Source organism: Comamonas sp. MYb69 (genome assembly GCF_037479315.1).
In the GTDB taxonomy this organism is placed as follows: Bacteria; Pseudomonadota; Gammaproteobacteria; order Burkholderiales; family Burkholderiaceae_C; genus Comamonas.
Genome location: NZ_JBBGZG010000003.1, coordinates 340,353 through 353,015 on the forward strand (window position 1 = coordinate 340,353; position 12,663 = coordinate 353,015).

Annotated in this window: 15 protein-coding genes; 11 read left to right on the forward strand and 4 right to left on the reverse strand. The window is 65.5% G+C overall.

Annotated features, from left to right (window positions below; genetic code table 11):
- Positions 1-7: 7 nt before the first annotated feature.
- Genes WH303_RS05765 through WH303_RS05775 form a run of 3 tightly spaced genes read left to right on the forward strand, consistent with a single transcriptional unit; the run spans position 8 to position 2,687 of the window.
- Complete coding sequence (locus WH303_RS05765) at positions 8-1,138, forward strand: COX15/CtaA family protein (RefSeq protein ID WP_052329889.1); 1,131 nt, start codon at positions 8-10, stop codon at positions 1,136-1,138.
- Between the two features lie 33 nt (positions 1,139-1,171).
- The gene (gene cyoE, locus WH303_RS05770; protein WP_027010760.1) at positions 1,172-2,071 is read left to right on the forward strand and encodes a heme o synthase; all 900 of its coding nucleotides are present in this window, start codon (positions 1,172-1,174) and stop codon (positions 2,069-2,071) included.
- 7 nt (positions 2,072-2,078) lie between these two features.
- Positions 2,079-2,687, forward strand: coding sequence for an SCO family protein (locus WH303_RS05775; RefSeq protein WP_339517353.1), 609 nt, complete (start codon positions 2,079-2,081; stop codon positions 2,685-2,687).
- Positions 2,688-2,720: 33 nt separating this feature from the next.
- Here the strand turns inward: WH303_RS05775 and WH303_RS05780 are convergent, their stop codons facing one another.
- Positions 2,721-3,551 carry an urease accessory protein UreD gene (locus WH303_RS05780; RefSeq protein WP_339517354.1) on the reverse strand — a complete coding sequence of 277 codons (831 nt, stop codon included), beginning with the start codon at positions 3,549-3,551 and terminating at the stop codon, positions 2,721-2,723.
- Between the two features lie 261 nt (positions 3,552-3,812).
- Between WH303_RS05780 and WH303_RS05785 the strand changes: the two genes are divergently transcribed.
- From WH303_RS05785 to ureG, 8 genes are read left to right on the forward strand one after another with little or no spacing between them, the layout of a single operon-like run.
- On the forward strand, positions 3,813-4,115 hold the full coding sequence (locus WH303_RS05785) for an urease subunit gamma (protein WP_116924691.1): 303 nt from the start codon (positions 3,813-3,815) through the stop codon (positions 4,113-4,115).
- Between the two features lie 34 nt (positions 4,116-4,149).
- Positions 4,150-4,758, forward strand: a complete 609-nt coding sequence (locus WH303_RS05790) for a HupE/UreJ family protein (RefSeq protein ID WP_339517355.1) — start codon at positions 4,150-4,152, stop codon at positions 4,756-4,758.
- A gap of 14 nt (positions 4,759-4,772) precedes the next feature.
- The gene (locus tag WH303_RS05795; RefSeq protein WP_339517356.1) at positions 4,773-5,081 is read left to right on the forward strand and encodes an urease subunit beta; all 309 of its coding nucleotides are present in this window, start codon (positions 4,773-4,775) and stop codon (positions 5,079-5,081) included.
- Positions 5,082-5,124: 43 nt separating this feature from the next.
- On the forward strand, positions 5,125-6,843 hold the full coding sequence (gene ureC, locus WH303_RS05800; RefSeq protein WP_339517357.1) for an urease subunit alpha: 1,719 nt from the start codon (positions 5,125-5,127) through the stop codon (positions 6,841-6,843).
- A 14-nt stretch (positions 6,844-6,857) separates the two neighbouring features.
- Complete coding sequence (locus WH303_RS05805; protein ID WP_339517358.1) at positions 6,858-7,340, forward strand: GNAT family N-acetyltransferase; 483 nt, start codon at positions 6,858-6,860, stop codon at positions 7,338-7,340.
- Positions 7,337-7,885, forward strand: a complete 549-nt coding sequence (ureE, locus tag WH303_RS05810; protein WP_445228258.1) for an urease accessory protein UreE — start codon at positions 7,337-7,339, stop codon at positions 7,883-7,885. The genes WH303_RS05805 and ureE overlap by 4 nt, the downstream gene beginning before the upstream one ends.
- Positions 7,886-7,896: 11 nt before the next feature.
- Positions 7,897-8,598 carry an urease accessory protein UreF gene (locus WH303_RS05815; RefSeq protein ID WP_445228259.1) on the forward strand — a complete coding sequence of 234 codons (702 nt, stop codon included), beginning with the start codon at positions 7,897-7,899 and terminating at the stop codon, positions 8,596-8,598.
- Positions 8,595-9,254, forward strand: a complete 660-nt coding sequence (gene ureG, locus WH303_RS05820) for an urease accessory protein UreG (protein ID WP_260718963.1) — start codon at positions 8,595-8,597, stop codon at positions 9,252-9,254. Before WH303_RS05815 ends, ureG begins: the two co-directional genes overlap by 4 nt.
- A 14-nt stretch (positions 9,255-9,268) precedes the next feature.
- Here the strand turns inward: ureG and WH303_RS05825 are convergent, their stop codons facing one another.
- From WH303_RS05825 to WH303_RS05835, 3 genes are read right to left on the reverse strand one after another with little or no spacing between them, the layout of a single operon-like run.
- Entirely contained in the window at positions 9,269-9,772 is a 504-nt protein-coding gene (locus WH303_RS05825) for a gamma-glutamylcyclotransferase family protein (protein ID WP_339517360.1), read from the reverse strand.
- Positions 9,773-9,794: 22 nt separating this feature from the next.
- Complete coding sequence (locus WH303_RS05830) at positions 9,795-10,718, reverse strand: DUF6999 family protein (RefSeq protein WP_339517361.1); 924 nt, start codon at positions 10,716-10,718, stop codon at positions 9,795-9,797.
- On the reverse strand, positions 10,715-12,658 hold the full coding sequence (locus WH303_RS05835) for an iron-containing redox enzyme family protein (protein WP_339517362.1): 1,944 nt from the start codon (positions 12,656-12,658) through the stop codon (positions 10,715-10,717). The genes WH303_RS05830 and WH303_RS05835 overlap by 4 nt, the downstream gene beginning before the upstream one ends.
- Positions 12,659-12,663: the final 5 nt, after the last annotated feature.

Here is a 12,663-nt window from a genome sequence, read left to right on the forward strand (position 1 = left end):
AGCTAGCATGACATCGCAGGATTTATATGATTTCGCGCCGCTGGCGCGTGTGTTGCTGACCGGGGCCATCATTGCGCTGGGCCCCATCGTCTGGATTTGGTGGCGCCACCGCGGTGCCACGCCGCTCAAGCGCCTGCAGGTGCTGGCGGTACTGACCTTGTTTTTGTCCTTTGACCTGGTGATGTTTGGCGCGTTCACGCGCCTGACCGATTCGGGCCTGGGCTGCCCGGACTGGCCCGGTTGCTACGGCAATGCCAGCCCGATTGGCGCGCATGCCGAGATCTCTGCCGCGCAAGAGGCCATGCCGACCGGCCCGGTGACCCATGGCAAGGCCTGGGTGGAGATGATCCACCGCTACCTGGCCACCGCGGTGGGCGGCCTGATCATTGTGCTGACGGCCAGTGCCTGGCTGCAGCGCAAACGCCGGGGTCCGCAGCCGATCAGCCCCTGGTGGCCGACCGCCACCCTGGTCTGGGTGCTGATCCAGGGGGCCTTTGGCGCGCTCACGGTGACGATGAAGCTGTTCCCTGCGATCGTGACCTTGCACCTGCTGGGCGGCACCGTGCTCTTGATGCTATTAACCGTGCAGGCAACGCGCCACACGCAATTTGCCGATAATCTAGGGTTAGTCCCAGTGCCGCGCCTGTTGCGGGGCCTGGTGGCGGTCACGGCGCTGCTGGTGTTTGCGCAGGTGACCCTGGGTGGCTGGGTCAGTACCAACTATGCGGTGCTGGCCTGCACCAGCTTTCCCATGTGCAATGGCGCCTGGTGGCCGGCGATGAACTTTGACGGGTTCCAGATCTGGCGCCCGCTGGGCTTTCTGGCCGACGGTGCGCACATCAGCTATGAAGCGCTGGTGGCCATCCACTACATGCACCGGCTGTTTGCCTACCTGGTGATTGCCGCCCTGCTGTGGCTGGGCTGGGCCCTGCGCACGGTGCCGCTGCTCAGGCAGCAGCGCCGCTGGCTGGTGGGCCTGACGCTGCTGCAATTTGCCACGGGACTGTCGAATGTGGTGCTGGACTGGCCGATGCTGGCGGCCGTTTTGCACACCGGGGGCGCTGCCGCCATCATGGTGGTGCTGACCTGGATCTGGTGTACTGCGGGCCCTGAACCTGCCCGCAGTGCTGCGAGTTGATGACGCTGTATGGAACAAAGACTGAGTGCCCCGATGACCGAACTTGCCGCAACGCCAATGCCGAACCGCTTTGCGCAGTTCTATGCATTGACCAAACCCAAGGTGGTGCAGCTGATTGTGTTTTGCGCACTGATCGGCATGGTGCTGGCCGTGCCCGGTGTGCCCACCGGCGCCGAGCTGCTGCGCATGGCCGTCGCCTGTGCGGGCATCTGGCTGGTGGCGGGGGCCGCAGCGGCCTTCAACTGCCTGGTCGAGCAAAGCATCGATGCGCGCATGAAGCGCACCGCCTGGCGCCCCACCGCGCGCGGCGAGCTGTCCAACCTGCAGACCCTGATGTTTTCTGCCGGGCTGTGCATCGCCGGCTCGGCCATTTTGATCGTCTGGATCAATGCCATCACCATGTGGCTGACCTTTGCGACCTTTGTCGGTTATGCCGTCATCTACACGGTGATCCTCAAGCCGCTGACGCCGCAGAACATCGTGATCGGTGGCGCATCGGGCGCCATGCCCCCCGTGCTGGGCTGGGCCGCGATGACCGGCGATGTCTCGCCCCAGGCACTGTTGCTGTTCCTGATCATCTTCCTGTGGACGCCGCCGCACTTCTGGGCGCTGGCGCTGTACCGGGTCGAGGACTACCGCAAGTCCGGCCTGCCGATGCTGCCGGTCACCCATGGGAACTATTACACCCGCGTGCAGGTCTTGCTCTACACCGTGGTCTTGTTTGCCGCCGGCCTGCTGCCCTTCATCATCCAGATGAGCTCCTGGATCTACCTGGTGGCCGCAGTCGTGCTGGGTGCCGGGTTCTTTGGCTATGCCTTTGCGCTGTGGCGCAATTACTCCGATGCGCTGGCGCGCAAGACTTTCCGTTTTTCGCTGGTCTACCTCAGCCTGCTGTTTGTGGCGCTGTTGGTGGACCACTATGTGAGCTGGTAAATCTGCAATGAACAAGCGCAATGCCCTTCGCTGGCTGGCGGGCTCGGCCATGCTGGCCTCGACCGCCGGTGTCCTCACCGCCTGCAAATCCAAGGCCGATTTCAACGCCATCGACCTGACCGGCAGCAAGGAGTATGGGCAGGACTTCTCCATGCCCGACCAGCATGGCCAGCGCCGCAGCATGGCGGATTTCAAGGGCAAGGTCGTGCTGGTGTTCTTTGGCTTTACCCAGTGCCCCGATGTCTGCCCGACCACTCTGGGTGACCTGGCCGCCGTCAAGCAAAAGCTCGGCGCCAAGGGTGACAAGCTGCAGGTGATCTTTGCCTCGGTCGATCCCTCCCGCGACACGCCCGAGATTCTGCAGGCCTACCTGGCCAACTTTGACCCCAGCTTTCTGGCGCTGCGCGGCAGCGACGAGGAAACGGCCAAGATGGCCAAGGACTTCAAGGTTTACTACAAGCGGGTCGAGGGCCAGACCCCGGGCAGCTACACGATGGACCATACCGCGGGCGACTACATCTTCGACCCGGAAGGCCGCCTGCGTTTGTACAGCCGCTATGGCACCCCGGTCGATACGCTCGCCAAGGATATCGAACAGCTGATCGACGGCGCTTAATCGCGCGGGGCAAGCAGCCCCTTTGAACAGGTCTTACATCGACCAGATACGCGGCCGCTGCGCTGGCAAGCCCCAGAGGCTGCTGCGCCAGTGGCCCCAGACCGTCTTCCACAGCTGCATAGCGGGCTCCACCACGGGCGCCAGACCACGCAGCACCAGCATGTGCTCATTCGGCGCAGTCACGCCAGCCATGACCTCTGCAGGCGCGGCTTCCAGCAACAGTTGGGTGCTCTCCAGCAGCGCTTCGCGTTGCGCGCGGGTGATCGGTGAGCCGCTGGCATAGAGCAGGCTGCCCATGCAGCGCTGGCCCGCCAGGCCCAGCTGGCCGTTGAGCAGCAGCCCATCATCGGCCCGGATGCGGCCACGCTCCAGAAAATGCCCCGGCCAGGCGATGTGCTGTGAAAACACGCCCTGGGTAAAGGGCTGGCCGGCCAGCGGCAGGCCCAGCGCGGTGATGTCCCAGGTCAGCAGCTCTGCACCCGGTGCCAGCGCCATCTGCAGCTCATTGGCCGCGTCGCAGGCATTGTAGGCAATGGCCTCCAGCGGCAGCCATTCCAGCCGGGCGCCGGCCTGCAGCTTAAGGCGGGTGCGCTGCAAGGCCGGCTGGCCATTGCTCTTGTAAAAGCGCGTCGCGCCCGGCGTGGTGATGAGCGCATGCGCGCCTGCCGCCACCTCGACCGAGATATCCAGCACATCGCCCCCCACCAGGCCACCGGGCGGGTGCACCAGCACGTTGTGGCAAATGCCTGGGCCTTCGGGGTAGAGGCTTTTGAGAATGCGCAGCGGGCCATCGTGGCTGAACTGCACCGAGGTCTTGCCGGCTTGCTGGCCGTAGCGCAGGTCTAGTTGGGCATGCCAGCTCATGGCTGCGGCTGGTGCTGAATGCCCGCTGGCCAGCAGGGCCCAAGGGCCGGGATCGGAGGTGAGTAGGGTGCACAAGACATGGCTGGGGTTTTGCAATCCACGTGCCAGGAACTGCACCGCCCTGGGGTGCTGGCTGTGCTGAATTGGTGCATGAACGGCAGGTCTGCATGCTTGTGGTGCAAGGAGCAGAGGATGCAGCACGGAAAGCGTGCATGCTCTGCCGCTGCAGCCCCTTGGCATGTGCCTTGCTTTGCACTAGGTATGGAACTGACACCTCGCGAAAAAGACAAGCTGCTGATCTTTACCGCCGCCTTGCTGGCCGAGCGGCGCCTGGCCCGGGGGCTCAAGCTGAACTACCCCGAGGCGGTGGCGCTGATCAGCGCCTTTGTGATGGAGGGCGCGCGCGATGGCAAGACCGTTGCCCAGCTGATGAGCGCTGGCCGCACGGTGCTCACGCGCGCCGATGTGATGGAGGGCATCCCCGAGATGATTGCCGATATCCAGATCGAGGCGACCTTTCCCGATGGCACCAAGCTCGTCACCGTGCATGAGCCCATTGTCTGAATCCCCATCTTTTCCCTTGCGCAAGCCTAGCACCATGAACTTCAAGAAACTCTCTGCCACCGTGGCGGCTGCCGCTGCCGCCTTGCCGCTGTCCGCACTCGCCCATGTGGGCAGCGACGGCGGCGGCCACCATGGCTTTTTGAGCAGCTTTGGCCATGCCTTTGCCCACCCGTTTACCGGCGCGGACCATATGGCGGCCATGCTGGCCGTGGGCGCCTGGAGTGCGCTGACGGTGACGCCCGCCTGGCGCGCACCGGCCGCCTTTGTGGCCCTGCTGGTAGCGGGGGCGTTGGCGGGTTTTGCGGGCCTGTGGGTGCCGGGTGTGGAGCCGATGATTGCTGCGTCCGTCTTGGTGCTGGGCCTGTTGGTAGCAGTGCAAAAGCAGATGCCCTGGGTGCTGGCCGCTGCGCTGGCGGGTGTGTTTGCGTTTTTCCATGGCGCAGCCCATGGGTTCGAACTGGCAGCGGATACAGGCTGGGCCTCTGTGGGTGCCTTGGCGGGCATGGCGCTGGGCTCGGCCCTGCTGCATGTCGGCGGCATGGTGCTGGGCAAGGCCCTGATGCAGCGCCACCGCTGGCTGGCCAAGCTGGCGGGCGGCGCCACCGCGGTCTTGGGCGCAGCCATGCTGACGCGCCTGGCCTGACGAGGAGCAGCACGATGATCCCAGGTGAACTGCTGCTGGATGACGGCGAACATGTGCTGAACCCGGGGCGCCGCACCACCACCGTGGTGGTGCACAACGCCAGCGACCGGCCTATCCAGGTCGGCTCGCACTACCACTTTGCCGAGACCAATGCCGGCCTGGTCTTTGACCGCCAGGCGGCCCATGGCATGCGCCTGCATATTGCCAGCGGCATGGCGGTGCGCTTTGAGCCGGGCCAGCAGCGTACGGTGGAGCTGGTGGACCTGGGCGGCGACCGGCAGATCTACGGCTTTCGCGGCCTGGTGCAAGGGGCGCTGGAATGAGGCCCGGCATGCTGTGCCAGCGTTCTAAGACAGGATGGTTCTGATGGCAACAATGGACAGACGCGCATACGCAGAAACCTATGGGCCCACGGTGGGTGACCGCCTGCGCCTGGCCGATACCGAACTGGTCGTGCAGGTGGAGCAGGACTTCACCTTGCGCGCGGGCGGCTATGGCGAAGAGGTGAAGTTTGGCGGTGGCAAGACCATCCGTGATGGCATGGCGCAAAGCCAGCGCAGCAGTGCGCAGGGCGCGATGGACACGGTGCTGACCAATGCGCTGATCATCGACCACTGGGGCATCGTCAAGGCGGACATCGGCCTCAAAGCGGGCCGCATTGCCGCGATTGGCAAGGCGGGCAACCCGGACACGCAGCCGGGGGTGGACATCATCATCGGCCCGGGCACCGAGATCATCAGCTGCGAAGGCATGGTCGTCACCGCTGGCGGCATCGATACGCACATCCACTTCATCGCGCCCCAGCAGATCGAAGAGGCGCTGACCAGTGGGGTGACGACGATGATTGGCGGCGGCACCGGCCCGGCCACCGGCACCTTTGCGACGACCTGCACGCCCGGCGCCTGGAACATGGAGCGCATGCTGCAGGCGGCCGATGCCTTCCCGATGAACCTGGGTTTTCTGGGCAAGGGCAATGCGAGCTTGCCGCTGGCCCTGCATGAGCAGATCGATGCCGGCGCGATTGGCCTCAAGCTGCACGAGGACTGGGGCAGCACGCCAGCGGCCATCGACAACTGCCTGGACGTGGCCGAGCTCACCGACACCCAGGTGGCGATCCATACCGATACGTTGAACGAAAGCGGCTTTGTCGAAGACACGGTGGCCGCGTTCAAGGGCCGCACCATCCATACCTTCCACACCGAAGGCGCGGGCGGCGGCCATGCGCCCGATATTTTGAAAGTGGTAGGCGAGAGCAATGTGCTGCCCAGCTCCACCAACCCGACGCGGCCCTACACGATCAACACGCTCGACGAGCATGTGGACATGCTGATGGTCTGCCACCACCTCGATGCCGGCATTGCCGAGGACCTGGCCTTTGCCGAGAGCCGCATCCGCAAGGAAACCATTGCGGCCGAAGACATCCTGCACGACATCGGCGCCATCAGCATGTTCAGCTCCGACAGCCAGGCCATGGGTCGGGTGGGTGAGGTGATCCTGCGCACCTGGCAGACGGCGCACAAGATGAAGCTGCAGCGCGGCCCCCTGCCGGGTGACAGCGAGCGGCATGACAACTTCCGCATCAAGCGCTACATCGCCAAGTACACCATCAACCCGGCCATCGCCCATGGCATCAGCCATGAGGTGGGCAGCCTGGAAGTGGGCAAGTGGGCCGATATCGTCATCTGGAAGCCGGCCTTTTTTGGCGTCAAGCCCAGCTGCATTCTCAAGGGCGGCTTTATCGCGATGGCGGCCATGGGTGACCCCAATGCCTCGATCCCGACGCCCCAGCCGGTGCACTACCGCCCGATGTTTGGTGCCTTTGGCGGCGCGATCGCCAAGACCTCGCTGACCTTTGTCTCGCAAGCGGGCCTGGCTGCCGGCATCGGCCAGCGCTTTGGCCTGGCCAAGACCTTGTCTGCCGTCAAAGGCATACGCGGCCTGCAAAAGCAGCACATGGTGCACAACGACCTGGCGCCGCACATGGAGGTGGATGCCCAGACCTATGCGGTGCGCGCCGACGGCCAGCTGCTGACCTGCGAGCCAGCGAGCAGCCTGCCGATGGCCCAGCGTTATTTTCTGTTTTGAACCGGTAAGCACCCATGGCAAGCCCATTGATTTTCGAGCTGGACCCCGTGACCGACGCGCGCGTGCTGGCGTTTTTGGAAGCGCACCTGAGCGATATGCGCCGCATCTCGCCGCCCGAGAGCGTGCATGCGCTCGATCCCGAGCAGCTGCGCGCGCCTGGGCTGCAGCTGTGGACGGGCTGGACCGCCGCGCAGGAGCCCAAGGCCCTGGTCGCCACCTGCGCGCTCAAGACCCTGGATGCCGGCCATCTGGAGCTCAAATCGATGCGGGTGGAGGCGGCGCAGCGCGGCTCGGGCGCTGCCCAGCAGGTGCTGGACCATGTGCTGGCCCAGGCCCGCGCGATGGGGGCCAGGCGCATCAGTCTGGAGACGGGCACCGAGGCCTTTTTTGCACCGGCGCGCCGCTTTTACGCGCGCAATGGCTTTGTCCCCTGCGCGCCGTTCGGCAGCTACCAGCCCGATCCGAACAGCTGCTTTATGCGCCTGGAGCTGCCATGACGGACGGGGCGATGCTGCAAGTCTCCAAATGCCTGCCCGCTGGCCAGGGCCTGGCACCGGCCTTGCGCAAGCGCGCGAGCTTTGTCGAGCTGGACTGGGATGTGCGCCAGAAGTCGCGCTTCTCGGCCACCGACAGCAGCGGCCGGGCGCTGGCGATTTTTCTGCCACGCGGCCAGGCCGTGCGCGGTGGCGATGTGCTGGTCGCCGAAGATGGCTCGGTGATTCTCGTGCGGGCCGCGCCGCAGAAAGTGCTGCACATCAGCGCCTGCGCGCAGCATGGCTCGGCCTTTGACCTGATGCGTGCGGCCTACCACCTGGGCAACCGCCATGTGCCCATCGAGCTGCAGCCCGACCACCTCAAGATCGAGCCCGACCATGTGCTGGCCGACATGCTGCGCAGCATGCACATGACCGTGGTCGAGGCGGAGCTGCCCTTTGAGCCGGAAGGCGGCGCCTATGGCGGCCATGTCACCAACGATGGCCACAGCCACCATGGGCATGGGCACAGCCATGGCCACGGGCATGACCATGCCCATCCGCACTAGCACGGATGAGCATGCAACCCCTCAGCCTGTCGCCCGCCAGCTTTTTGCAGCTGATGTGGCTGGCCTCGCCGGCCTTGCCGATAGGAGGATTCTCCTATTCCGAAGGGCTGGAGGCGGGCGTGAATGCCGCGCTGGTCGGCAATGAGGCGCAGGCAGCAGACTGGATTGCCGAGCAGCTGCAGCTCTCCCAGGCCCGGGGTGATATGGCGGTACTGGCCCAGGCCATGCAGGCCTGGCACAGCGATGAGCGCGCGCGCCTGGTGGCCCTCAACGCCTGGGTGCTGCAGACGCGCGAGAGCAGCGAGCTGCGCCTGCAGACCGAGCAGATGGGCCGCTCGCTGGTGGCCTGGTTGCAGAACCGCTATGCCGATGATGCCCAGGCCTTGGTCCTGGTGAACTGGCTGGCGGCCGAGGATGCGAGTTATCCGCTGGCCTTTGCGCTGGCCGCGCACCTGGCAGGCGCAGGCGCGCGTGATGCGCTGCTCGCCTATGCCTTTGGCTGGGCTGAGAACATGGTGCAGGCAGCGATCAAATCCGTACCGCTGGGCCAGAGCGCCGGCCAGCGCATTTTGGCGCGGCTGGCAGAGGCGATACCGGCGGCGGCCGAGCACGCGCTGGCGCTGGGCGATGACGAACGCCAGGCTTTTTCCCCGATGCTGGCCATTCTCTCGGCCCGGCATGAACACCAATATTCACGGCTTTTTCGATCATGAGCACTGCACTGCACCACATTCCCCACCGCAGCAAAAAACTGCCTCCGTTGCGCGTCGGCATTGGCGGGCCCGTGGGCTCGGGCAAGACCACCATCTTGGAGATGCTGTGCAAGGCCATGCGCGACAAATGGGACCTGATCGCCATCACCAATGACATCTACACCAAGGAAGACCAGCGCCTGCTGACCGTCAGTGGCGCGCTGCCGGCCGAGCGCATCATGGGGGTGGAGACGGGCGGCTGCCCGCACACGGCGATCCGCGAAGATGCCTCCATCAACCTCGAAGCGATCGACCGCATGCTGGGCCAGTTTCCCGATGCCGATATCGTGTTTATCGAATCGGGCGGCGACAACCTGGCTGCCACCTTCAGCCCCGAGCTGTCGGACCTGACCATCTATGTGATCGATGTGGCGGCCGGCGAGAAGATTCCGCGCAAGGGCGGCCCCGGCATCACCAAGAGCGATCTGTTTGTGATCAACAAGACCGATCTGGCCCCCTATGTCGGCGCCAACCTGGAGGTGATGCGCAGCGACACCGAGCGCATGCGCAGCGGCCCCAAGGGCACCAAGCCCTTTGTGATGACCAACCTGAAGACGCTCGATGGCCTGGACGAGGTGGTGGCCTTTATCGAAAAGCAGGGACTGCTGCTGGGCTGAGTTGCACCAATGGCTCAGCCCTGGGGCGTGTTCAAGATGAACGCCGTATCGGGGTGATCGCGTCCCTGCTCTGCAATCCAGGCCAGCCAGTCCTGCGCGCTGATCTGCATGCGGCCTTGCAAGGCCGGGGGCAGGGCCTCGTACACGAGTGCCTCCCGCGGCTGCTGTCCGCCATCGGCTAGCGCGACGTCCAGGGTCAGCACGCGCTTGGTGTATTCGCCCACATCCTGGGGCCAGATGCCTTCGATGCGGTCCATGGCCTGCTCCAGCGCATCGTTCAAGGGGTAGACCTCGGCGAGCACCAGGCCGCTGCCCTGCAACTGCAGGCCCGGGTACCAGCCCAGGTCAAACAAGGTGCCGGTCAGCAAGCTGCGGCCCAGGCAGCTGATGCCAGGCTGTAGCCGGGCAATGTCGTTGACGCCGCCGGCACGCAAGGTGCCATAGACGGCGACATGGCGCGCGCCGCAAGGGCGCCAGGGCGGGTTGCTGGCGGGGTGTTCTGGGAGCGGGGTCGGCATCGAAGGCTTTAAGGGAAATGGATCAGCTGGCCTGCGCAGGCCGGCCGGCTGCCTGCCGGGTCTTGGCGATTTCGCGGCTGGGCAGTGGGGTCTCGCCGGTCGCCATGCGCATCAGCAGGCAGTGCAGCATCTCGGTGGACAGGCCATGGAGCACCAGGCGGTGGCCGGCGCGCAAGGTGGACAGCGGCACGAGCGGGTGCTTGTTGTTGAGCATCACCAGGTGCTCGGGCGAGGACAGGATCTTGGCCGCATAGATGGCAACGGTTTCGTCCAGCTGCAGCGAATTGCTGGCGCGCCAGAAATCGTTGTCGGTCAGCAGCAGCTGGTAGACCGGCGTGTAGACCTCGATGGCGCTTTGCAGATCGAGAATGTTCAGCCGGCCATGGGGCATCGCTGCCAGCTGCAGCGGCGGGTCGCAAAGCATGCCAAAGTCGGGCTCGGCCACCGGGCCCATGTGCTGGCCGTGGCTGCGCAAGCTGGTGTTGAGCCGGATGACAAAGTTGAACAGGTTCAGGTCGTGCTTGAGGAACAGCTCATCCTTGATGTCATCGATCTCCATCGGTGCCAGCGGCTTGGTGGGCACGGGGGTGGGCGCATTGGCGCCGATAAAGCTCAGGATCTGCGAGCCCAGGTGGAAGTGGCGCATGATGAGCCAGTTCGCCTCGGGCGAGACAAAGCGGTTCATGCTGAAGGCCAGCGTGCGGTGCAGCAGCTTGGAATGCGCCCAGCGCTTGGGCAGCAGCACCTTGAGGATCTGGATCAGGATGATGCTCAAGCGCGCAAGCGGCCGGATAAAGGGCAGCAGAAACTGGCGCGAGCGGCTGCTCGAATCCTTGAGCCAGGCGGCCTTGACATGGTCGGGCAGCGGCGTGCTGTCGTCCAGGTAGAGCGCGAGCCAGGGATTGGGGTCGCGCTCGTCGTGGGGAATGTCGCGGAAATCGGTCATCGTGCGCGCTCCGTGGCCGTGGCATCCAGAATATGCCGGAACTGCATCAGGTAGAGCGCGGCGGTATGGCGTGCGGTGGCGGCAATCGCTGCTGCGGCGGTGCCGCTTTCATCCAGCGCCATCACCATCTGCACGGCCAGCAGCCAGCGCTCCAGGTGGTCTTCGTCATTGGCGCCGTGGTACTCCAGAAAACGGAAGCACTCCGGGCCCAGCGCCAGGTGCTGGCGCAGCAGTGGCAGCAGGCTGGGGACGATGCGCTGGCCCGTGCCTTCGATGATGTAGATGGCGCCCAGGAGGCCAATCGGGTTGGGGGTGGCCGCCAGGCTGTGCAGGTAGCTGTTGAGCGCCTCGCCGCCGGGGTTGCGGCGCAGCTGCTGGATGTCGGTTTGCGTGCCGCCAGCGTTCAGGTAGTCCTGGTGCAGGATCTTGAAGTCGTTCTGCTCCTCGCTGGCATGCACGCCCATCAGCGCAGCCAGCTCGGCATAGGCCCCTGTGAGCGAGGCGGCGCCTTCGCGCATCCACAGGCTGCCTTCGCGCACCTGGGGCACCCACTGGCTCATCCAGCGCACATAGTCGGCCTGCTGGATCTGGCCGCTGTGGATGCGGTGCACCAGCGGCGTGCGCCAGACCTGGGAGCGGTAGTCGTGCCAGATGCTGGCCAGCTCGGTCAGCAGGGGCGCCAGGCCCGCTGGGGCGGCGGCCGGGTCATGGGGCGGGGCGATCAGCGCGCTTTCTGCAGCGGCTGCGTGCTGTGGCGCGCGCTGGGCCGGGGTGCTGGCGCTGGTGGCAGACGTGCCGGCAGGCGTGCTGCGCTCCACCTCCAGCAGCATATAGCCGGCGGTAAAGCGGCCGGACTCGGGCACAAAGCACAGCATCGTGTCGCCGGGCTTCAAGCGCTCATGCTGGGTCTGCAGGTACTCGGCGATCATCACAAAAATGGAGGCCGCGCCGGTATTGCCGCGCCAGGCCAGGTTGCTCCACCAGCGTTCGCGCGGGATCGACAGCTGCGCCTTGTTCAGCAGCTCATCGACAACGGGGATGAATTTCTCGGACGAGTAGTGGCAGAGAAAGTGGTCAATGCCGCGCTCGGGCAGCCAGCCCTGGTGGGCGATGCGGGCGTACTCGTGGATGCAGACATCAAAGAGGTGCGGCAGCAGGCGAATGTCCTGGCGCAGGGACAGTGCGCCCGCGGCCTCGGCTTCGGCCCAGGAGGGGAAATCGAGGTGGCTGCGCTGGCGGTCATGCGTCAGGCCCAGCTGCATGCACACCGGGTAGTCGCCGGCAAAGCTGCGCTGGTGGGTCCAGCGCAGTTTGAGGCGCAGGTCGGGGCGCTGGGGCAGGGCGGTGCCCTGGCCCAGCAGCACGGCGCCGGCGCCATCGCTCAGCATCCAGCGCAAAAAATGCGCATCAAAATCGGTGTTGTAGTCCTGGCCCGCGTAGCGCGAGCGCTTGAAAAGGCGCGAGGGCATCTCGCTGGCCACCGCCAGCGCATGGCCGTGCGTGCCGTGCTCCACCGCCAGCGCTGCGCTTTGCAGTGCGCCCACGCTGGCTGCGCAGACGCCATGGACGCTGAGCAGTTCCATCGGCGGGGCGGCCATCTCGCCCTGGATCATGCTGGCAAAGCCGGGCATCAGCGCGTCGCCGCCCGATGAACCGCTGGCCAGAAAGCCGATATCGGCCAGCGGCCGTGCGGCCTGCGCCAGGGCCGCCTCGATGGCGCCCTTGGCCATTTGCGCATTGCTGTAGCTGGTGCTGCCATCGGGCGCAATCGCGTAGTGGCGCTGCTGGATACCGTTTTCCGCGAGGATGCGGCGCTTGATGCGTTCGGACAGCCGGTTGAGCGGCGCGACATAGGCATCCATGCCGTCGTTGGCGATGGGGGCGCCGGGCATGAAGTGACCGGCGGATTCGATATAGACCTGCGAATAAGCGACTGGCATAGATG